This window comes from uncultured Slackia sp., assembly GCF_934630525.1.
Lineage (GTDB): Bacteria > Actinomycetota > Coriobacteriia > Coriobacteriales > Eggerthellaceae > Slackia.
On record NZ_CAKTVX010000004.1, the window covers coordinates 1 to 22,706 of the forward strand.

The window sequence follows — 22,706 nt, forward strand, 5'->3', positions numbered from 1 at the left end:
GCCCGCCAGAGTCTGCATTGCATCTGAAAGCATTCGATATTCGGCTCCCAAATGCAACAACTAAAAGATAGGAGTTCTCATGGCTGTTGAATCGGTGAACTACCAATGCCCCGCATGTGGTGGACCCTTGCACTTTTCCGAGTCAAAAGGCCTTATGGTCTGCGACTATTGCGAAAGCTCTTTCGAGGTTGCGCAAATCGAGGCGCACTATGCCGCCAAGCAGTCCGAGGCCGACGCGTCCGCGGTGGCTGCGGCCGAGCGCGCGGCTTCCGGCGAGATGAGCGCGTTTGAGGCCATGGGTGCAACCGATGGCGTTGCGGTGGCCTTGACCGAGGATGTGCTGAATGCCGCCGCCGCGACAAGCGGCCACGCAAGCGAGGGCGACGAGGCTATCGCGTCGTTTCTCTCGCGCGCCTCGTGGAACGAAGGCGAGCGCGACGGCCTGCGATCGATGACATGCTCGTCGTGCGGCGCGGAAATTACGTGCGATGCAACGACTGCAGTCTCGGAATGCCCATATTGCGGCAACCCGGCAGTGACTCCTGGCGCGTTCGTCGACATGGCGCGCCCCGACGGCGTGGTGCCGTTCAAGCTCGATAAACAAGCTGCGGTCACGGCTCTGAACGACTATTACAAGGGAAAGAAGTTCCTGCCGAAGAAATTCATCGCAGCGAACAAAGTCGAGCATATCCAGGGCGTATATGTGCCGTTCTGGCTTTACGACGGTTCGGTTGAAGGAAGCGGCACGTTTGAGTGCCGCAACGAGTGCACCTATCGCTCGGGCGATGAGGAAGTAACGCGTACGACGGTCTATGAGGCCTATCGCGCGGGCGATTTGGATTTCGAGCGGGTTCCCGTTGACGGTTCGGCGAAAATGCCCGACGGGCACATGGATGCGATCGAGCCGTACGATTTCGATGAGATGAAACCTTTCTCGGTCGCATATTTGCCGGGCTATGTTGCCGAGCGCTATGACGAAGATTCAAAAGTGTGCTCTAGCCGCGCTGAAGAGCGCATGCGCCATTCCTTCGAGCATGATTTGCGCGCAACGATTACGGGCTACGATTACGTCGATACGGGAATCGTGCACTCTACGACGCAGATGACGGGTTGTATGCAGGCGCTTTTGCCGGTGTGGATGCTGCATACCACGTGGGAGGGCAACGACTATCTGTTCGCCATGAATGGGCAAACGGGCCGATTCGTGGGCGATTTGCCCGTGGCAAAGCTCAAGGTGGCGATGTGGTTCTTCGGCATTTTCGCCGCGCTTGCCGCTGTGCTGTTCGGCCTCGATATGGGCGTGTTCCAATTTGACGACACTCTGACGAGCGTATTTGTGGACGGCGTGATTCCCGCGGTGGTTGCGGCGTTTGTGTGCATCGTTTTCTACAATCAAATGAAAACTGCCGAAGTGGCGAGCGATGCGCAAGCCTATCGATCGTTTGAGGGGTTGAATCTTACCGACGAAAGCGAGCATTTCGTGCGCGAATACGAGACGCGCCGTCGCATCGAGAAGAACGACGACTAGCCAAGCCCAACAATGAGCGAGACCCAAGGTTTCAAGTTGAACATATGTCGCGGCGGCTTCCAGCCACCGCGACATATGGCATGTTTGGGGTCCTTTGCAGCGCATTCCTGGTCATTTGGGGTTTGTGCGGCGCGGATTGTGGCTGAGCTCAAGTGGGCTGGCTTGGTGCGGCGACCGACTCGGAGCCATGATGGGCATTTGGTTCGGAGTTGCATCCGGTACGGAGCCTCATCTGGCTTGATGTTGTGGTTGATTTTGCTTTGCAACTGATTTGGCGCTGCAACTGGTTTGGCGCCGCGGTAGGCTCGCTATTGCGGCTGGCATGGCGCTATGGCCGACTTGGCGCTGCAGCTTACCAGCCGACCTGGCACGGCAACTTGCCTGGTGTCGCGATTGGCCGTTGCCGCAATTGGCTCGGCGCGGCAGTTGGTGCCGCAGTTGGCTTGGCAATTGGGCTCAGTCGATCCGTGTTCGCATCTCGCCAAGCAGAGTCGTGACGTTGATTAGCGGCATATTGCCATCCAGCGTAAAAGAAAAGTGCAAAAAGTGACAAAAGTTGCGAATTCGGGGGCTTTAAACGCCCTTTTTCGGGCGAAATAGGGCGTTGCGGGTTTAATCGCTTGTTGTGGAGCCTGTATCGACTAATCGTGACCTGGGGTTATGCGTCTGCGTAGAAATGCCTCTTCGGTTTTATGCCCCCGAATTCGCAACTTTTGTCACTTTCAGGCGAATTGTTTTACGCTGGCGAGCTTTGGCGCATGCAACTCCGCGCAGCCGTGAGGCGTTTCGTGTTCGCAAGCTTCGGGCGCGCGCTTCTCGTTCGGGGTGGTCGGCTTGCCTTAGTTGCGTTCGCGCTGAACCGTTATCGAATTACGGGGAATTGATAAGCGTTGCTGCTTGTTTGGGCAGCTCTTTATGTTTCTTTCTTTTCTAAAGTGTAACGTGGCTGCTACCGTCTCGACAAAAGGCACTATCGCGCGATATAGTGCTTGAGCGCCTTAGTTCGACCGTATACCCGTTTGTCTAGAGAATTCGTTCGTCAGGCTCGGTATACTAGAGGCGTCATTCTGGGGGTTTCGGAATGTAAATATGTTTGCAAGCGGGCGTCGGGTCCGCGTGAAGCAGCGCGCATCCGACGGCCGCTTTCATGCTGCCGTGCATATGCGCGGCCTTATAGGGAAAGTGAGAGGTGAAGCATGCCTGGTTTGCAATTGATGGATACCACCATTCGCGACGGCCAGCAGAGCTTGTGGGCTACCCGTATGTCGCTCGGCGACATGCTGCCCATCTTGCCGAAGATGGACAAAGTAGGGTATTGGGCCGTTGAGGCGTGGGGCGGTGCGACGTTCGACACGTGTCTGCGTTTTCTCGACGAGAACCCGTGGGAGCGTTTGCGTTCCATCAAGGCGCATATGCCCAACACCGATTTGGCCATGCTGTCGCGCGGTCAGAACCTGGTTGGTTACAAGCATTATTCCAAGGACATCGTGAACCGTTTCATCGCGTGCGCGAAGAAAGACGGCATTCAGGTGTTCCGCGTGTTCGACGCTCTGAACGACATTCGCAACGTCGTCGACAACGCCGAAGCTATTAAAGCGTGTGGCGGCTGGTTCGAGGGCGCTATCTCTTACACCGTATCGCCCGTGCATACGCTCGATGGCTTTTTGGAGTACGCCCAGAAGCTGAAGGATTTGGGCGCCGACTCCATCGCCATCAAAGACATGGCGGGCCTGCTTACTCCGTATCGCACCGAGCGCCTGGTGAAGGCGTTCAATGCCGAAATCGGCCTGCCCGTGCATGTGCATACGCACTATGTTGGCGGCATGGCCCCCATGAATATCATTAAGGCGGCAGAAGCGGGCGCGGCCATTTGCGACACCGCGAGCGCGCCGCTTGCATTCGGCAACTCTCACCCCGCAGTCGAGACGATCGTTGCTGCCCTGCAGGAAAGCCGTTACGACACGGGCTATGATTTGGAGCTGCTGTTCGAGATTGCCGAGTATTGGGAAGAAGTGCGCAAGCGCGGCCACTATAACCGCGGCGTTTCTTCGCTCACTCATATGAAGGTGTACTCCCACCAGATTCCTGGCGGCATGATGTCCAACCTCATGGGCCAGCTCGAGATTCAGAAGGCGACCGATCGCCTCGACGAGGTTATTCGCGAGATTCCGCGCGTGCGTGCCGAGGTCGGCTTCCCGCCGCTCGTAACGCCCATGAGCCAGATTGTTGGCACGCAGGCCGTGTTCAACGTGCTCACCGGCTCGCGTTGGAGCGTTGTTTCCAAGGAAATGAAAGACTATCTGTGCGGCTACTACGGCAAGGCGCCGGGCCCCATCGATCCCGCGATCTATCAGAAGGTTGTCGGCAATTCCGAAGTGCTGCCGCCCGATGTTTCGCCCGCTTCGCTGAACACCACGACGTTCGATGAGCTCGCCGAGGAAATCGGCGATTTGGCGAAGAGCGAAGAAGACGTGCTTATGTATGCCCTGTTCCCGAACGAGGCGCGCACGTTCCTCTCGAAGCACCGCGCAACCGAGAAAGTTGAATTCTTGCTGGAGAACGAATCCAGCCTTACCAAGGAGGACGATTACGTGGATATCAACCAGATTCGCGAACTGCTGAAAGTCGTTGAAGAGTCGGGCGTCGGCGAGATTTCCGTCGAGGAAGACGGCATGCGCATCAATGTCCGCATGCCTGGTTCCGTGCCCGCTGCCGCCGCTCCTGTCGCTGCGGCCCCCGTTGCTGCCGCTGCTCCGGCTGCTGCGCCTGCTGCGGCTCCTGCCGCCGCGCCCGCTGCCGCCGCGCATCCGGCCAATTGGGTATGCGTGAACGCTCCCATGGTTGGCACGTTCTATGCCGCTCCCCAGCCTGGCGCTCCTGCCTTTGTAAAGGTGGGCGACGAGGTCGCTGCGGGCGAGACGCTGTGCATCGTCGAGGCCATGAAGCTCATGAACGAGATTTCCGCCCCCGAGATGGGCACCGTGCGCGAGATTTGCGTGGAAGATTCCGAGCCTGTCGAGTTCGGCACCCCGCTGTTCTGGATTGAGCCGCACGGCCAGGCCGTCGCGGGCGAAGGGGCGTAAGGCATGTTCGACAAAATTCTTGTCGCCAACCGCGGCGAAGTGGCGTTGCGCATCATGCGCGCCGCTCGCGAGCTGGGCGTGAAAACGGTTGCGGTGTATTCCACGGCCGACAAAGACACGCTGCCTGTTCGCTATGCTGACGAAGCCGTATGCATTGGCCCAGCTCCTGCAGGCAAGTCGTATTTGAATATGGCGAACATCATTGCCGCGGCAACTACTACGGGTTGCCAGGCTGTGCATCCGGGCTATGGCTTCTTGGCCGAGAATTCCGATTTCGCACGCGCCTGCGCCGACAACGATCTGGTATTCATCGGCCCCGCTCCCGAGTGCATCGACCGCATGGGCGACAAAGCGGCTGCGCGTGAGACCATGATGATGTGCGGCGTGCCCACGGTTCCTGGTTCCGACGGCGTGGTCGAGAGCGTCGATGACGCGCGCGAGTTCGCTGAGCGCGTCGGCTATCCGGTGCTTATCAAAGCTTCTGCTGGCGGCGGTGGCAAGGGCATGCGCGAAGTGCACGCTCCCGAAGAGCTCGCCGATGCGTTCATGGCGGCGAAGGCTGAAGCGAAGGCCGCGTTCGCCAACGATGACGTGTATATCGAGAAGCTCGTGTTGCGTCCTCGCCATGTTGAGATTCAGGTGCTTGCCGACGACTTCGGCCACCAAATCGCCCTGTGCGAGCGCGACTGCTCCATTCAGCGTCGTCACCAAAAGCTGCTCGAAGAGGCTCCGTCGCCCGCGCTTGACGAGACCTTGCGTCGCAATATGGCAGTGGCTGCCGTTAAGGCTGTACGCGCGGTCGATTACCGCAATGCGGGCACCATCGAGTTCTTGCTCGACAACGACGGCAAGTTCTACTTCATGGAAATGAACACGCGCGTGCAGGTCGAGCATCCTGTGACCGAGCAAATCACGGGCGTCGACATTATCAAGGAACAGCTGCGCATCGCGTCGGGCGAGCCCATGAGCTGCGCCGATGAGGCTCCGTTTGTGCCGAATGGCCACGCGATTGAATTCCGCATCAACGCGGAGGACCCGGAAAACGGCTTCCGTCCGTGCCCGGGCACCATTACGCGTTTCGATGTTCCGGGCGGTCCGGGCGTGCGCGTCGAAGCGTATGTTCAGGCGGGTTCGGTTATTTCGCCGTTCTACGATTCCATGGTCGCGAAGCTCATCGTGTGGGGCCGCGATCGTGATGAAGCGCTGGCTCGCGGCCGTCGCGCGCTTTCCGAGTTCAACATCGAAGGCATTGCGACCACGATTCCGTTCCATCAGGCGGTGCTGGAGAACGAGATTTTCCAGCGTGGCGAAGCCCATACCGACTTCATCGAGGTCACGGGGCTGTAATGAGTCGCGCCATTCTCTAGAACGGACATCAGTCCAATATCGCGAAGCCCCCATATGGGGGCTTCCGCTGTTTTAGGCACATTGGGGCAACCGGGCCTATGAGGTCAAACGGGCGCATGGGGCAAACAGGCTTATTGCTCATCAAATAGGAGCATGAGGCAAACGGCGTATGAGGCAAATCAGCCTAGGGGCCGACCGGGCGAACGGGCAGTCGGATGCACGGGCGCATGGGCGCATGGGCGCATGAGCGCATGGGCGCATGGACGCATGGCGCGTTCTCTTGCGATAAAACGCGGGAACGCATCTTTGGTATTTCGCTATGGGATTCGACCTTGATTCAGCGGCTCGCTCAATTTCCGCGGTTTTGCGTTACCATGGGGAAACTCGTTTGCGCATTACTCGTGGTCGCTTTCTGCGGCCTTTTTCATATGGAAAGGAATTCCTCATGGGAATGCACGTGAACTCGGCGCTGCCCGATCCGGCACAGATTAAAGAAGAGCTGCCGCTCACGCCAGAACTGAAGGCTTTGAAGGCCAAGCGCGATGCAGAGATTCGCGACGTGTTCACGGGCGCGTCGAATAAGTTTCTCGTGATTGTCGGCCCTTGCTCTGCCGACAACGAAGATGCCGTGTGCGAATACACGAGCCGCTTGGGCGAGCTTGCGCGCGAGGTCTCCGACAAGCTGTTGATTATTCCGCGCATTTACACCAATAAGCCACGCACGACGGGAGAGGGCTACAAGGGCATGCTGCACCAGCCAAACCCCGAGGCCGCGCCCGATTTGTCTGCTGGCATTCAGGCGATTCGCCACATGCATATTCGCGCCATGGCCGAAAGCGGACTTACGGCGGCCGATGAGATGCTGTATCCGGAAAATCGCAGCTACCTCGATGACATTTTGAGCTATGAGGCCGTAGGCGCGCGTTCGGTTGAAAACCAGCAGCATCGCCTCACCGCAAGCGGCATGGATATTCCCGTCGGTATGAAAAATCCCACGTCGGGCGACCTCTCGGTGATGCTGAACTCCATTGTTGCGGCGCAGCATGGACATAATTTCATCTATCGCACGCACGATGTGACCACCGATGGAAACCCTCTGGCGCATGCGATTCTTCGCGGCGGCGTTGACAAATACGGCACGACGCATCCGAATTATCACTACGAAGACTGCATTCGCTTGTGGAAGATGTACGGCGAGAAGGGGCTTGCCAATCCCGCCGTGGTGGTCGATGCGAACCATTCGAATTCGGGCAAGCAGCACAAAGAACAAATTCGCATCGTGGGCGAGGTGCTGCACAATCGCAACTATAACGAAGATTTGCGCACGCTCATCAAGGGCGTGATGGTCGAAAGCTACCTGGTGGAGGGTCGCCAAGATATCACCGAGCACATGGAATACGGCAAATCGATCACCGATCCGTGCTTGGGATGGTACGATACGGTGAGCTTGATTTACCACATCGCCGAGAAGTGCTGATTTCGCCGTTCTGCCGAGCGGTGAATCGCTGACGCTTGCTTGGCTTAGGATTTGATTATTGGAGGTAGCGATGAAGACCATCGCGCTTGTTGGCGGCATTGGGTCGGGGAAGTCGACCATTGCCCATATGTTTGCCGAGCTGGGCGCGGGCGTCATCAATCTGGATGATGTGGGCCATTTCGTGCTCACGACTCCTGGCGTGAAGTACGATATCGCGCGCACATTCGGCGCGAATGTGTTCGACGAGCGTGGCGAGGTGGTGCGCAGCCGTCTTGCCGCCGCCGCATTCGATACGCCCGAGCATACGGAATGGCTTAACGCCATTACGCATCCCGTCATTATGCAGGAATGCCGCCGCCGCATTGGCGAGCTGGGCCAACTGCATGACATGGTAGTTGTGGAAGTTACCACGGGCGTCGAGAGCAAGCGCGATGTGCGCTGGGCCGATGCGCTGGTTGCCGTGGTGGCGCCTGCGTGCGTTCGCATGGAGCGCGCCTGCGCGCGTGGCAATCAATCGACCGTCGACGTGAGCCGTCGTATCGCTTTGCAGAAAACCGACGCGCAGCTCGCGGCGATCGCCGATTTCACCATCAACAACGGCAGCGACCTTGAGTCTGCCCAGGCAGAGGTCAAGCGCGTGTACGACGCCGTTATGGCGCAGTAAATTCGAATCATCATGGGGGAGGCGTCGATGCATGCGGCGCCTTTTTATTTGTTGTGCGTTTACGAACAGCTGTTCGTTTTGTGGTAGCATAGATTGATGCAAGGCCGCATCGCGTGAAAGGGAGTTCGCATGAGCAGCCACTTGAGCAATATCGAAGGCGCCGCCATGGAGGGCAAATTGCCCGAAGTACGCCTTGCGAATGCGCCGTTTCGCGTTGTGAGTCCCTATGATCCTTCAGGCGATCAGCCCCAGGCCATTCAAAAGCTTGCCGATGGGGTAGAGCGCGGCCTGCGCTACCAAAACCTTTTGGGCGTCACGGGCTCGGGCAAAACATTCACCATGGCGAAAGTCATCGAGGCAACTCAGAAGCCCACGCTCGTCATGGCGCCGAATAAAACGCTCGCGGCCCAGCTTGCGGCCGAGCTCAAGGAATTCTTCCCCGATAATGCGGTGGTCTATTTCGTTTCGTATTACGACTACTACCAGCCTGAGGCGTACGTGCCTTCTACCGACACCTTCATTGAGAAAGACGCATCGATCAACGAAGAGGTCGAGAAGCTGCGCCATGCCGCGACATCGAGCCTGCTTTCGCGCCGCGATGTAATCGTGGTGGCGTCGGTCAGCTGCATTTACGGCATCGGCTCGCCGATGGACTATGCGGGCATGGCGGTATTTCTCGATAAGGAAAAGCCCGCCGAGCGCGACGATGTGATTCATGAGCTTATCGATATCCAATACGATCGCAACGATTATGAACTCAAGCGTGGAACCTTCCGCGTGCGCGGCGACGCGCTCGATGTGTTTCCGCCGTATGCTGACAATCCGGTGCGCGTGGAATTCTGGGGCGATGAAATCGAGAGCATCCAGGAAATCGACAACGTGACAGGCGAGAAGCTCAACGAATTCGAGGCGTTGCCCATTTGGCCTGCGTCGCATTACGTTACCGCGCGTCCGAAAATGGACCGAGCCATTCAAACCATTCAAGACGAGTTGCGCGATCGATTGGCGCAGTTCAAAGCCGAAGGCAAGCTGCTCGAGGCTCAACGTTTGGAAATGCGCGTGAATTACGATTTGGAAATGCTCGAAACCATGAGTTTTTGCAGCGGCATCGAGAATTACTCGCGGCACCTTGACGGCCGTGCGCCAGGCGAGCCCGCATATACGCTCCTCGACTATTTCCCGAAAGATTTCCTCTGCATCATCGACGAGAGCCACGTTACGGTGCCGCAAATTCGTGGCATGCACGAAGGCGACCGCAGTCGAAAAGTCACGCTCGCCGAGCATGGTTTCCGTTTGCCGAGCTGCCTCGACAACCGCCCTTTGCGCTTCGACGAATTCGAGCAGCGCGTGCCCCAGTTCATTTACGTGTCGGCCACGCCGGGCGATTACGAGGAGAAGGTCAGCCAACAGCAGGTCGAGCAAATTATTCGTCCTACGGGGTTGCTCGATCCCGATATCGACGTGCGGCCTATTGCGAGCCAAATCGACGACATTATCGACGAAGCGCGCGAGTGCGCTGGCGCCAACGAGCGCGTGCTTATTACCACGCTCACGAAGAAAATGGCGGAAGATCTTACCGATCACCTGCTTGATCAGGGGATTCGTGCTCGCTATATGCATTCCGACATCGCAACGCTTGAGCGCGTCGAGATTCTGCGCGATTTGCGCCGTGGCGAATTCGACGTGCTTGTGGGCATCAACCTGCTGCGCGAGGGCCTCGACTTGCCCGAAGTATCGCTCGTAGCCATTCTTGACGCCGATAAAGAGGGCTTTCTGCGCAACTACCGCAGCCTTATTCAGACAATTGGCCGCGCCGCGCGAAACGACCATGGCCATGTGATTATGTATGCCGATAAAATCACCGATTCCATGGACAAGGCGATTTCTGAAACGCGCCGCCGCCGCGAGATTCAGATGGCCTATAACGAAGAGCACGGCATAACGCCGAAAACCATCAAGAAGGCCATCAACGACGTTATGGGCTTCATGAACGATGGCGACGGCAACCAGGTGGGCAGCGCCGAAGAGGTGAACCGGCAGCTTGCCGAGCTTTCGCGCAGTGAGGTTATGCGCGTGATTTCAAGCATGGAAGACGATATGGCCGCCGCCGCCCAGGCGATGGATTTCGAGCGCGCCGCGCAGCTTCGCGATGAGGTGGTGCGCTTGAAGGCTCAGATGCAAGGCGAATCGGAAAAAGATGTGCTCGCCGATTTGAAGAAGACGGCTCGCAAGGGGAGCGCGTTTGGCAATCGCAAGAATTCCGCCTACGGAAGTTCTCGAAGGAGTTAGCTCGTTTCGCCGCAGCCCGTATCTGCCGTGGCGGGCTCTTCCGAAGGCGCACGCGCGGCTACCGTTCGCTTCGCTTACTATGCGCCGCGCTGCGGTTTCCAGTTTTAGATGAAGATGAGAAACCGAGCGCTTCTGCAGAACCCGCCACGGCAGATACGGGCTGCTACATATTTTGCGGAGTGCTTTGGCGTGGAACGTATGCGCGTCGGAATGCCCGAAGCTTATGGGGCGGCGCGGGCGTCTTCGGAGGAGTGGCTGGATGGTGTTTGCGGCACGGGTGGCCGATTGTTTCCTGTTCGTTAATTCATCAAATTGCATAAAAATGTATGAATTTAGGCTTTATTTCTGCGTCATGCTCCCTTAATATACTGAAGGTTTATCAATAATCGGCAGAAAGGGAGCAATGAGCACTCATTCTAAAGGCAAGGCTTCTGAAATGAAGCACTATGCAGGCAAGGCCGTTTTCTCGGCTGCTGTGGGCCATGCGCTTGACGGCTTGGATCTTATGATTCTGAGCTTCGCGCTTTCCGGCATTATGGCGACGTTTGCCGTCGACAATACCACTGCAGGCATGCTTACTTCCATCACGTTGGCTGGCGCCTTCATTGGTGGTTTGATTTTTGGAAAACTTGCTGACAAATATGGCCGAATTAAAGTTCTTACGTATTCGGTCATTTTTTTTGGCGTGTTTACCCTGGGTTCGGCCTTCGCGCCTAACTTCGAGGTAATGGCCCTTTGCCGCTTCCTCGCCGGTTTGGGCATTGGCGCCGAGTTCGGCTTGGGCATGGCAATTGCAGCCGAGGTCTCGAGCCCCGAGAATCGCGCGAAAAGCACGAGTGCCGTTGGCCTGGGCTTCCAGGTTGGCGTGCTGTGCGCTTCGCTCTCTTCTGCGCCCATCATTGCGGCGTTTGGCTGGCGCGGCCTGTTCGTGGTCGGCTTCATTCCCGCCATTATCGCGATTATCATTCGTGCGTTCGTTCCCGAGCCGCCGATTTATGAGGAGCACAAGGCTTCCGGCAAGGCCCACGGCAAGCTGAGCGACCTGTTCGCCACGCCTGAGCGCGCTAAGTTCTCGATCATCATCATTATTCTGTGCACCGTTCAGAACGCCGGCTATTTCGGAATTATGACGTGGCTTCCCAAATACCTGAACTCTGAGCTCGGCCTGAGCCTCACGTCTACGGGCCTGTGGACCGCCGTGACGGTTCTGGGCATGATGATCGGCATTTCTGCCTTCGGCTTCTTGGCCGACAAGGCTGGCCGTCGTCCTGCGTTCTGGACGTTCCAGGTTGGCGCTGCAGCGATGATCATCATCTACAGCCAGCTCACCGATCCCACGGCGCTGCTCATCGGCGGCTTCTTTATGGGCATGTTCGCTAACGGCATGATCGGCGGCTACGGCACGCTTATCGCCGAGCTGTTCCCGACCGAGATGCGTGGCACCGCGCAAACCGCCCTGTACAACGCTGGCCGCTTCATCGGCGGCGCTTCCGCTCCGGTGGTTATCCCGATGATCGCCGCGGGCCACGGCTTCGGCTTCGCCATCGGCTGCGTCTCGTGCATTTACGTGGTCGCTTTCATCGCGATGTTCTTCATTCCCGAGAAGAAGGGCGCTACGCTCGAATAGCGGCTGGCCAGTTTGTTTGACTGTCATACCCGAAAAGGCGTCCTCATTGAGAGGGCGCCTTTTTCGTGCGCTATTTCGCCTGGCAGGCATGGGCGCCAGGTCCTAAATTGCAAATGGCGCCAGTTTTGACCACGATCCGCGTGGGGGTGGTCAAAACTGGCGCCATTCGCAAACTGCATTCCCGCGAGATTTCCTCAAAGCTCTTCTGGGGATGATCAGCTCTCGCAAAACCCCAGGTGAGCAAGATTCCGAAAGCAAGAGCCGCGAATCGGGCGAGCCAAGTGGAGGCGGGGCGCGCGTTGGGGCGCGCCAAAATTGCGAATGGTGCCGGTTTTGACCACTCTTTCGCAAATCATGGTCAGAATCGCCGCCATTTGCAAACGCCGTCTTTGCAAAGTCCTCTCGTTCGCGGCCCTTTGCGCGAAACTTATGCGGTCACAGGCACGCCTTCGCCGAAAAGCAGCTCGTGCTCAGGGCCGGTAAGGGCCGCTCGGGCCTGGTCGCGCAGGTTGTTCATGCCGCTGAGGAACTGGCGATACATCACGAGCGTAAGGTAGCGGCCCATGGTTGAAGGCACGAGGCATTCATCGTCGTCGACATCGAATGCGCCATTCGCGCGCATGAAGCCCATTTCAACGGGCATCGCCGCGTCGACGCTTTTGCCGAACATCTCCTTGAAGGCTCGCTTGTCGAAACGCAGCTGGTAGAGCCCGAGCAAGAAGCAGTAGCGCATGTGGTCGTGCTCGCGCACGGGCATTTGGCCCATGATTGACATGTGGCCGTGTTCAATCGCCTCGTTGTACTCACGCAGGCTGAAGGTGTTTACGTAGAGCTTTCCGTTCAGATATGAAATCGATCCCGAGCCAATGGCGGGGTATTCGTCGTAGCTCACCTGCAGCTCTTCTACGGGCAGCTCGTGGTCTTGCTCACCCTTTTCGTTCAAGCGGTTGAACGTCCATACGGTTTCGCGCTTGAATGCGGGGGTATCGCCGCCGCAAAGGCCCTCGTCGAGCATCTTGTAGAACTCGAACTCGCGATTGTAGTCCATGGTGCCGAGCGACTGCTCCATCTTGCGCGTTGTGGCGCTTGAGACATAGAGCGGGCTGAACGTGGTCTGACGGCAGCCGCATTGCTTGATTTTCTCGATATCGTCGAGCAAAACCTCTTCGGTTTGAGAAGGGAAATTGAAAATCATGTCGACGTTGAGGGAATCGAAGCGCGATGCCGCATTGCCGATGCGTTCGAGAATCTCTTCGCCCGAACCGTATTTCTTGCAGCGGTCCATTTGCGTGAGCAGCTCATTGTTGAAGCTTTGCACGCCTACTGAAAGGCGATTCACGCGCCCGCTCAGCGCCGAGAGCCAGGGGTCCACGAGGTGGTTCGGGTTGGTTTCGCAGGCAACTTCTTTGATGTTGAAATTTTCGCCGGCCATATCGATGGTGCGGCAGAGCTCGTCGAGCAAAATGGTAGGCGTGCCGCCGCCGAAGTACAGGCTTTCGAAGTCGTAGCCCATATCTTTGAGCATCATCATTTCGCGACGAAGATTCTTGAAGTACGGTCGCGCGGTTGCCTCGCGGAAGGGGTAGCGGTTGAAGCTGCAGTAGGGGCACAGCACCTCGCAGAAAGGCACGTGCAGGTACAGCATGTATTTGCGTCCCGGTTCGGGGCCGGGCAGGAATTTCTCGGTCGTGGGGTCGATAACGAGATGGCTCTTCGTGATGTTTTTGACGATCCCCGTGAGCATGCGTTCGCTCAGCATGAAAGCGCTCCTTGCGTTTGATCGTGTTGCCGTAAGGCGGTTCGGTCTTGTTGGCGTATAGGTGCGCACATGCGCGAATCTATACGCGACGAACACCACGTTGTCAAGCCTCCCCAGGCTACCCCAAGGCAACGCGCTGTTTTGCATTTGAGCATACTACCGCTTAGGGAGGCAAAAGCAACCGTAAACCGAATTGTTGTTGAAAAGTTAACACGACCAACGTAGATACACGGAATTTGGTGAGTGGCGAGCGAACGATGGCATGGCCGTTCTTCGAGGGGCTCTTGAGTGGTTTTGCCGGCGGGTCGTGCTCGCTTCGCTTCTTATTGCGGGAATGTGCTTTAGGGGAGGATGGAACCCGTTGGTCGGGCTCGTGCGCCGGCGGGCCCACGCTACACTGCTGTTCTTGAATGTGGTTGCTTCCAAGCGTAATTGCCCCTCAATGCCGAAAGGCCGCCAGCGGCGACCTTTCGGGAAGGGACTTCGGGGCCGGGAGGGAGGAAAGCCCCGAAGGACGCGCTCGTGGCTGGAAGGGTGAAATGCCCGAGCGCCGAGTTTTCAAGCTCACGGCCGGCTTCAAAGGGAAGGGAACGGGAGTGCCGGCCGTTTATCAATCGTGCTCTGCACGAGTCGAGCGGCTCTTGCGCGATGGAAGGGTGAATGCTTGCCGCTTCGACGGTTTTCATAATAAGGGTGCGGCGCGTTGAAAATCCCATAAGGGCACCTGATAAAAGGCTGAATAATTCTGAACAAAACCTTAAAATGGAGAGGAGCGCCCGGGCGCTCTGCACCCTCATGATAGGATTTCGCCCATGGATACGAACCAAGCGAACATATTAGTATGCGACGACGAGGTCGAGGTCGCCGACCTGCTCAAGCATATGCTTGAGCGCGAGGGCTTTGCCGTCACGTGCTGTCATTCGGGCGATGCGGCTCTTGCGTTGCTCAATGCTCAGGCATTCGATCTGGCCATACTCGATATTATGATGCCCGGAACCGATGGTTTTGAAGTCTGCCGCCAGATTCGCGGCGGCGCGGCCGGCTCAAATACCGACATGCCTATCGTGTTTCTTTCTGCCAAAACCGAGGAATTCGATAAGGTGCTTGGTTTCACCTTGGGCGCCGATGATTACGTGACAAAACCCTTCAAGGCTCGCGAACTCGTGGCCCGCCTTAAAGCGCGCCTTCGTGGCCGCAGCGCGGCTCCCGCTCCAAGCGATGTGCTCTCGGCGAGCGGCATCGAGCTCGACGAAACAAACCATACGGCGGCCCTGCATGGCTGCGAGCTTTCTCTTACGCCGAAGGAATTCGATTGCCTGGCCGAGCTTTTGCGTGCGGGCGGGGCTCCCGTTTCGTCAAAGGCGCTGTTCGAAAACGTTTGGGACGAGGAGTACACGTCTTCGTCCCACAATGCGGTCATGGTCTATATTCGCCGCCTGCGTAAAAAGCTCGCCGAGGTCGACTCTTCTGAAGAGCTCATCGAGACCGTATGGGGCGTTGGCTATCGCATTCCCGAAAAGCGCCGTGGTTAGCCTATGAAGCGCGATTCAGAAAACGAGACCCATGCCGACAAGGCCGAGCATTCGCGCGTCGCACGCGAAAGGCGCGAGTCGCCCAAAACGCATGTGACCGAACAAACGCGCATCCTCGTGAAGCGCATCGTTCGCAATACTTTCGCGGCCACGGTGGTGTATGCGGTCGTTTTCTTCTCAATCGCTATGGCGGTTAATATCATCGTTTTGCCCCAAGTGGGCGAGGCGGTAGCCAAGGTGACTTCTCCGTGGCAGTACGTGTCGTCCGATGTGGCGGGCGTGCAAGATGATGAGTGGTTCATACAAAAAGAAAATGAGCTTAAAGCCGACGTGGTGCGCAAATACTTGCACGAGCTCATCGACACCGCAGTTCCCGATGCGGGTTGGGGTTTGGCGCAGAGCGCGGCGAACGCCAAGAACGTGCAAACGGAAGGCGCCAATCCCGAAGCCGTGTATGCCATTTCGTCGCAGCCGGCCGATGCCGGAGAATACGCGGCATCTGTCTCTCAAGGCTTGGTTCAGGGCGATAGCCTGTCGTTCGTGGGCGCGCCTTATGCCTCTCAGGCGGCCAAGCAGGTCGTCATTTCCGCCGTCGATTCACGCAATTTGGGCCAGGCTGCCAACGTGTATGACGCATTGTGGTCGGCCACGAAAGATTGGGACAATAAGCCCGAGCAGGTCGATTCGCTCTACGACGAGGCCGCAGCTGCGCTCGATTCCGACTTTTCCCAGGTGGTCGTGCGTTATGACTACGATGCGGGCTCGGGCATCGAAACGGTGACATATGCGGGCGGCCAGCAAATGCAGCGCGATTTGTCGTCGTACAACAACATTCGCGCCCTGAAATACCCTGTGGCGATCACGCTGTTCTTGTCGGGCATTCTCGTGATTATGGCGTTTGCCATTCGCAAGAGCCTGCGCTATTTCGACGACCTGTTCGTTTCGTTGCGCGCGGTGCTCGTTGACAAAGGCGCCTCGCTGAAGCTTCCGAGCGAGCTTTCGCTTGCCGAGGAATCGATTAACGACATCAAGCGGAAAAACGACGCCGAACAGCGCGCCGCCGTTGCCGCTGAGCGCCGCAAGAATGAGCTCGTTGCCTATTTGGCGCACGATACCAAAACGCCGCTCACTTCCATCACGGGGTATCTCACGCTGCTCGAGGAGGCGCCCGATATGCCCGTCGAGCAGCGCCAGCGATATGCGCACGTGGCGCTGTCGAAGGCGTATAGGCTCGATGCCATGCTCGACGAGTTTTTCGAGATAACCCGCTACAACTTGGGCGCCATTTCCATCGAGCGCGAGCGCTTCGACTTGGCGTTGTTCTGCTATCAGGTTGCGGAAGATTTCTACCCCGAAGCGGAATCGCGCGGAATCGATTTGAAGGTGAACGCCACCGAAGGCGATACGGTATTCGCCGACGCCACGAAAATGGCACGCGTGCTTTCGAATGTGATCAAGAATGCGGTGGCGTACGCCGACCCCGATTCGACTATTTCGATTGACGCCCATGCCAAGCCCGACGGCGCGTTTAAGATCGAAGTCTCGAACCGGGGGCGTGAAATCAGCCCTGAACACCTCAAGCGTATTTTCGAGAAGTTTTATCGCGAAGACGACGCGCGCGCCACGCGCCAGGGTGGGGCGGGCCTCGGTTTGGCGATTGCGCGAGAGATCGTCGCGGCCCATAACGGCACCATTGATGCGACGAGCGAAAATGGCGTGACTCGCTTTGTGGTCGATATTCCTGCGTCGAAGTAGGGAATCTCCTTCGTGGGACTTTTGTAAACGCATGGGCAACGGTGCGAAGAATCCGCGAAAGACGTTGACTCTCCCATTATGGGATAGTTTAGGGTATCTCCTGCACAAAGATAAAGGCGCGCGGGGTGCGCCGAAAAGGGAGTAACGAACATGTCTGAACAGCAGCTCGAAGTGAAGGAATTCGATCGTCCGCCCTTGCCGAAAAACTGGCTCAGGACGGTTGTCATTATTTGGCTCGGCCAGGCGGCGAGCATTCTTACCGCATATTCGTCTATTTATGCAGGCGTGTGGTTTGTGACCGAAACCACCGATTCGGCGCTCATGCTGGCGCTCGCTTCGTTGTGCTCCATGCTGCCGCAGGGCTTGCTCGCCCCGCTTGGCGGCGTCGTGGCCGACCGCTTCAACCGCAAGTACGTGCTCATCGCCGCCGATGCCTTTGTGGGAACCATGGCGTTGATCATGGGCATGATTATCGCCATGGGCCATGTGTCGGTGCCGCTCGTGCTTATCATGGGCGCGCTGCGCAGCGTGGGCCAGGCGTTCCATATGCCCGCTATGGAATCCACGATGCCGCTGCTCGTGCCGAAGAAGCACGTGGTGCGCGTGAATACCATGAATCAGAGCCTGTGGTCTATGGCGCTCGTGGTTGGCCCGGTTCTCGGCATTTTCCTGTACACCGTGGTGGGCTTCCAGATGGTTCTGTTCTTGAATGCCGCCGGCTGCGCCGTTGCGTGTTTGGCGCTCACGTTCGCGAAGATTCCCGATTTCCACGACGATTCCGACGAGGCGCGCCATCCTATCGCAAGCTTGAAGGCGGGCTTTGCGACGCTGAGCGCCGATAGGGGCCTGCTCATTTTGTGCGGCATCGTCATGGCGATTATGGCCATGTACACGGGCATCAACTCGCTCTTCCCGCTTATGACGTACGACCATTTCCGCGGCGACGGCTATGCGGCTTCGCTCATCGAGGGCGTATACGGCGCGTTCTCGCTTGTCGGCATCGCCATTCTGTTTATATGGGGCGGCGGCAAACGCCTGTTGCGCGTGGTGGCGCTTTCGGGCACGCTCTCGGGCATCATACTTATTGCTACGGGCCTCCTTTCGCCGAGCATGTTCTTCTGGTTCGCGGTGCTCACGGCAATCTCGGGCGTTGTTGAATCGATGTACAACGGCCCGCTTCTCGCCGTGGTGCAAAAGCGCGTTCCGCCTGAAAAGCTCGGTCGCGTCATGGGCCTGTTCAGCACGGTGACGGCGCTTTCTTCGCCCATCGGCCTGGGCCTCGCGGGCACCTGCGCAGAATTTACCGGCGTCGCCATGTGGTTCGTGATTTCGGGCGTGGTGGTTACGGCGGGCGGTTTGGCAATTGGCCTTTTGCCGTCGCTTCGCAAGCTCGATCGCGAAGTCGCTGCCACTTTTGATGAGGTGGATGTGAGAAAAACGAACTCGATGGTTGAAAACGCCGCCGAATAGGCGAAAATCCTTCTGACGAATTAATCGATGCGGCGTGCCTTCGCGGGCGCGCCGCATCGTTGTGTGAAAAGGGGCGTCTGTGGTCATTCTGGGTGCGTTGGTGAACGGCATTGCCACGGTAATCGGTGGCGTGCTGGGCTTGGTGTTCAAGCGTCGTGTATCGCAGAAGCTGGGCGATTTCCTTATGCAGGGCTTGGGCCTGTGCGTGATGCTCGTGGGCGTGCAGGGCATGGTGAAGGGCCAAAGCGTCACCATCACCGTGCTCTCAATCGTCGTTGGCGGCATTCTGGGCTATTGGATTGACATCGACGCGGCGATCCACCGTTTTGGCGATTGGATTCAGCGCAAGCTCGACGCCGCATTCAAGGGATCGACGGCGCTCGGCAACTTTTCCGACGGCTTTGTCGCTGCCACGCTGTTCATCTGCATTGGCGCCATGGCGATTCTTGGTTCGCTGCAAAGCGGCCTGCAGCTCGACCACTCCACGCTGTATGCCAAGGCCCTTATCGACATGGTCGTGGTTATGGTGATGGCCACGACGTTGGGCGTTGGCGTGCCGTTTTCGGGCGTGTGCGTGTTCGTGTACGAGGCCGTGTTGAGCTTGGCTGCCAGCGCGCTTGCGCCGCTTCTTACCGATGCCGTGATTGCCGAAATGGTATGCGCGGGCAGCTTGCTGCTTTTGGCCATTGGCATGAATATGCTGAAAATCACCGATATCAAGGTGGCGAATTTCCTGCCCGCTGCGTTTCTTCCCATTGCATTGTGTGCGATTCCCGGCTTGATGTAGCCGAAGTTGCTCGCACCCTTTGAGATGCGTGAACGCTTTTGAATACGATTTGCTATTGGCTCCCTTGCGGAGCCGAGGCATTTGACGCCGAGCCATCTGAAGGCGGCTCGGCGTTTTTTCTTTAGAAGCCGCTGCTTTGCTTCATTTCGTCGGCTTGCGCTTTCGTCATGCCCGTTTCGAATACTTCGCCACTCTTTTTGCCTGTGAGCACGAGCAGTCCATTCGCGTCGTAGCTTTCGGTGCATTCGTCGTAATAGCCAAGCCCTTGACCCGTGGAATCGTTCATGAACATGCGGAATTCGCCCGTGAGTATATTGACGCTCATTACTCCGTTGCCCGAGTTGAGCTCCTGCACAATGCTTGCGCAAAGCATGCCGGCTTTCGTGAGGTCGTCGGCGTCTTCCCACTTCTCGGTGGTGTAGAGGCCCGAGAACGCCACGAGCTGCTCTGCCAAATCGATAGGAGCGCAGCCGATGGTTGCCGTATAGGGCGAATATCCTCCCTCGGATGCGTCGTCGAAGCCTGTGTAAATCACATACCACACCATCTTTTCGCCATTGACGGTTTGGTATCCAGCGAAGGCGTTCGTCGTGTATACGATGGTGCTCGTTTCGTTCGTCGTTTCACCGTATTCGTAGATGGTATTTTCCGTTGTGTGCTCGAACGACCCGGACGATGCGCTTAGACCGCATTGCTGGGCGAAATCGTCGATGTTGCTCGACGTGATCGGGCCAATAAGGGGCACGCTGGAAACAACGATGCTATCGGGCGTGGCGGAAGTGGGTTGGTAGGTGCCGGCGTTCTTGTCGAGCCCGTGCACCAGGAACATCGCTCCATTGCCATATTCGACCGAAACTGAGGAATAATCGTTTGCAGAACCAGCGGAGCTGTCGACGTAGGGCATGTTCCTCGCCGTGTCTTTCCAGCTCACGCTGTCGCCGTTGGTGGAATACAACGGAGCGGCATAGCCCCAAAACGTTTCGGTAGCGGCTGTTTTGGAGCTTGCTCCATGGGTTGTGATGAACTGCTCGCCTTCGCTGCCCAGGGCAAGCACGCGCGAGACTTGCAGAATGTTATCGGGCGCTTCCGTTACCTCGGGCGCCTCTGCGTTCGCGTCGCTTTCTTCGGGTTGGGCAGGCGTGGCTTGCTCGCTGCCGCCTTGAACGGCCTGTTCGGTTTGGGTCGGCTGCTGAGAGGGAGCGATAACGTCGACGTACACGCGGTAGGCGGCGTATGCGGTTCCGGCGGCAAGCGCCAGCGCCAGGGCCACGAGCACCACGAGGGGAACGCGCCGACGGCTGCGCTGATTGGTTTGCTTGACGGCGCTCTTGAGTGTCTGGTTCGATGCTTCGCCAGCGGGGGCGTCGCTTGGCGCGCTGGGGTTCGTTGCTGCGTCGGCGGGCGAGGTGTTGTCGGCCGAATTCGCGTTCGAAGTCGTTTCGGGCGCGCGGGTGTCGGTCGCCATGCCCGCGTCTGTATTTGTCGGCACGGAGGTCATTTCCTCAAAGTTGGCCTCGCATGCGGCGGCTTGCGCATCGGCGGCGTTCGGCTGGGCAACGCGCGTTCCGCATGCAGTGCAGAATTTCGCGTCATCTTGCAGTTGCGCGCCGCATTTCGTACAGAACATCGGTACCCCTCGTCTCTCGGTGCAATCTTCGTTGAACCTATCATATCGAAATCGCAACAGCGAAACAGAGATGCTAACCGAGTAAAAATCGTAGCTTCCGGCGAGCGCCTGCTCGGCTTTTGTGCGATTCGTGGCTTGATGTGGTCTGCGGCCGGGCTTTCGCGCGTAGATTTTTCTTCGGCGGAGGCTAATTGGTGTACTGCTCGATATAGTCCAAAAGCGCCTGGCGGGAATGCAGGTCGGTTTTCGAGTAAATGCGCTTCACGTGCGTGTGCGCCGTGCCGGGCGCGATGCAGAGCTCCTCGGCGATTTTTGCCTGTGTAAGGCCCATGGCATAGAGCGTGAGCACCTCGGTCTCGCGGTCGGAAAGCAGGAACTGCTTCTGCATTTCCTGGGCGCTCGCACGCACGATCGCCTTGCGCATTTCGGTGCCAGGCGCGGCTTCGTCCTTAATGCCAAGCAATCGCTGCACGCTTACCGCGGTCGCTTTGGTTGCAGCGGTTTCGTCTCGTTCGAGCATAAGGAATTGAAGGAAGATGAACTGGGCGGAAATGAGCAGCAACCCGCCGCACAGCGCCGTTGGCAGAGAGGTTGAGGGGAACTGCATGTAAAGCCCGATGCTCGATACGCGCACAATCGAGCGCGGCAGAATGAACACCGCCCAGCCGGCGATTGCATAGTAGTACGTGTCGCGATGGCCATAACTGGAAAATGCGATAATCAGATAGAGGATGAAGCCCGTCATGGTGACGTTCATGGCATTGCCGAATACGGCCCCGATATCGAGGCGGTCGGGGAAAATCGCGAACAGCAAAAGGGCGATGGATCCCAAGCCTTGCATAATGACCCAGGTGCCAATAGTCATGGTGTTCTTCTTGCCTTTGATGGTACCCCAGAGCAAGCCGATGAATACGCCGTCGATGAGCAGGGCGTACAGCAGTCGCGTGACGTGCGTGAACGGAATGGCGGCTCCGTCGGGGAAGCCTTTCAAAAAGCCGATGGCGATAGACATGAGGAACGATCCTATGGCAATAATGCCGAGGAACCGTACGCTGTCGGCGTTCTTTTGAGCGAAATGGAAATAGCCGCGCGAGGTTGACTTGATGGCAACTTCTGCGGGCAACGGCTTGCGTCTTGCGGCGGCGATGGCGACGTATTGCACGAGTACCGCTATCGCAAAAAGGAGGCAGTGAACCATGCGTGGAATGAACGAGAGCACGTACAGGATCGTCTCGCTGGCGGTCATGGCGCCAAGCACGATGATGATGGCCGTGGTGCATGATGCGCCGCGGCAGCGACGCAGCCAATAGAACATGCAAATCCACGCCGATGCGGTTACGAGGGTCGACGCGGCCATGCGCGCCACGGTGAAGCCGGGTGCGTTCGCTTCGATAAGTGCGACTGCAACGATTCCTATTGCCTCAAGCGCGATGCAGAGGTTTGTGCTGTGGAAGATGGCGCGCTTGGGGATGATTTTATCGGTAAGGCCAAGCGCGACCATAAGTATGAGCAACGGAACAAGCGATATGAACGATGCCCCGTCGGTATAAATGCCCGCATCGGTTCCCATGTAGCTGCCGTATGCGCCCACAATCATGCCGGTACGCGCCAGCATGAGCCCCATCGAGGTTGGCAGGAGGGTCAAAAGCAGCTCTTTCGTAATTTCCGTGCCGGCAATTCCCCTCTGCTGCTCGGCTGCGTTTGTCTCTTCGCCTTGATTCACGATATCCCCTTCTATCCCCTGTGCATCATGCGCGGTTC

General features: G+C 57.7%; 14 protein-coding genes. 11 read left to right on the forward strand and 3 right to left on the reverse strand.

Annotated features, from left to right (window positions below):
• The first annotated feature begins 79 nt into the window (after positions 1 to 79).
• The 7 genes from Q0D41_RS04555 (at position 80) to Q0D41_RS04585 (ending at position 12,015) form a co-directional block, all read left to right on the forward strand.
• Entirely contained in the window at positions 80 to 1,528 is a 1,449-nt protein-coding gene (locus tag Q0D41_RS04555; RefSeq protein ID WP_294375869.1) for a hypothetical protein, read from the forward strand.
• A gap of 1,196 nt (positions 1,529 to 2,724) precedes the next feature.
• Complete coding sequence (gene accB / locus Q0D41_RS04560; RefSeq protein ID WP_294375870.1) at positions 2,725 to 4,611, forward strand: acetyl-CoA carboxylase biotin carboxyl carrier protein; 1,887 nt, start codon at positions 2,725 to 2,727, stop codon at positions 4,609 to 4,611.
• Between the two features lie 3 nt (positions 4,612 to 4,614).
• Positions 4,615 to 5,958, forward strand: coding sequence for an acetyl-CoA carboxylase biotin carboxylase subunit (gene accC / locus Q0D41_RS04565; protein ID WP_294375873.1), 1,344 nt, complete (start codon positions 4,615 to 4,617; stop codon positions 5,956 to 5,958).
• A 445-nt stretch (positions 5,959 to 6,403) separates the two neighbouring features.
• A complete protein-coding gene (locus tag Q0D41_RS04570; RefSeq protein ID WP_294375877.1) occupies positions 6,404 to 7,435 on the forward strand; it encodes a 3-deoxy-7-phosphoheptulonate synthase in 1,032 nt (343 codons plus the stop codon).
• A gap of 70 nt (positions 7,436 to 7,505) precedes the next feature.
• Complete coding sequence (gene coaE, locus Q0D41_RS04575; protein WP_294375879.1) at positions 7,506 to 8,099, forward strand: dephospho-CoA kinase; 594 nt, start codon at positions 7,506 to 7,508, stop codon at positions 8,097 to 8,099.
• Between the two features lie 129 nt (positions 8,100 to 8,228).
• Positions 8,229 to 10,388: an excinuclease ABC subunit UvrB gene (gene uvrB, locus Q0D41_RS04580; RefSeq protein ID WP_294375881.1), complete on the forward strand. Its 2,160-nt coding sequence runs from the start codon at positions 8,229 to 8,231 to the stop codon at positions 10,386 to 10,388.
• 403 nt (positions 10,389 to 10,791) lie between these two features.
• Positions 10,792 to 12,015 (forward strand): MFS transporter, encoded by a 1,224-nt coding sequence (locus Q0D41_RS04585; protein ID WP_294375883.1) that lies wholly within the window; start codon positions 10,792 to 10,794, stop codon positions 12,013 to 12,015.
• A 427-nt stretch (positions 12,016 to 12,442) separates the two neighbouring features.
• Here Q0D41_RS04585 and Q0D41_RS04590 read toward each other — a convergent pair whose 3' ends face one another.
• Positions 12,443 to 13,774, reverse strand: coding sequence for a coproporphyrinogen III oxidase family protein (locus Q0D41_RS04590; RefSeq protein WP_294375886.1), 1,332 nt, complete (start codon positions 13,772 to 13,774; stop codon positions 12,443 to 12,445).
• An 812-nt stretch (positions 13,775 to 14,586) separates the two neighbouring features.
• Here Q0D41_RS04590 and Q0D41_RS04595 point away from each other — a divergent pair.
• From Q0D41_RS04595 to Q0D41_RS04610, 4 genes are all read left to right on the forward strand, one after another.
• Positions 14,587 to 15,306, forward strand: coding sequence for a response regulator transcription factor (locus Q0D41_RS04595; RefSeq protein ID WP_294375888.1), 720 nt, complete (start codon positions 14,587 to 14,589; stop codon positions 15,304 to 15,306).
• A 3-nt stretch (positions 15,307 to 15,309) separates the two neighbouring features.
• Entirely contained in the window at positions 15,310 to 17,061 is a 1,752-nt protein-coding gene (locus Q0D41_RS04600; RefSeq protein WP_294375891.1) for a cell wall metabolism sensor histidine kinase WalK, read from the forward strand.
• Positions 17,062 to 17,211: 150 nt separating this feature from the next.
• A complete protein-coding gene (locus Q0D41_RS04605; RefSeq protein ID WP_294375895.1) occupies positions 17,212 to 18,531 on the forward strand; it encodes an MFS transporter in 1,320 nt (439 codons plus the stop codon).
• Between the two features lie 79 nt (positions 18,532 to 18,610).
• Complete coding sequence (locus tag Q0D41_RS04610; protein ID WP_294375898.1) at positions 18,611 to 19,318, forward strand: DUF554 domain-containing protein; 708 nt, start codon at positions 18,611 to 18,613, stop codon at positions 19,316 to 19,318.
• 121 nt (positions 19,319 to 19,439) lie between these two features.
• Here the strand turns inward: Q0D41_RS04610 and Q0D41_RS04615 are convergent, their stop codons facing one another.
• The gene (locus Q0D41_RS04615) at positions 19,440 to 20,945 is read right to left on the reverse strand and encodes a zinc ribbon domain-containing protein (protein WP_294375901.1); all 1,506 of its coding nucleotides are present in this window, start codon (positions 20,943 to 20,945) and stop codon (positions 19,440 to 19,442) included.
• A 187-nt stretch (positions 20,946 to 21,132) separates the two neighbouring features.
• A complete protein-coding gene (locus Q0D41_RS04620; RefSeq protein ID WP_294375903.1) occupies positions 21,133 to 22,668 on the reverse strand; it encodes a response regulator transcription factor in 1,536 nt (511 codons plus the stop codon).
• Between the last annotated feature and the right edge of the window lie 38 nt (positions 22,669 to 22,706).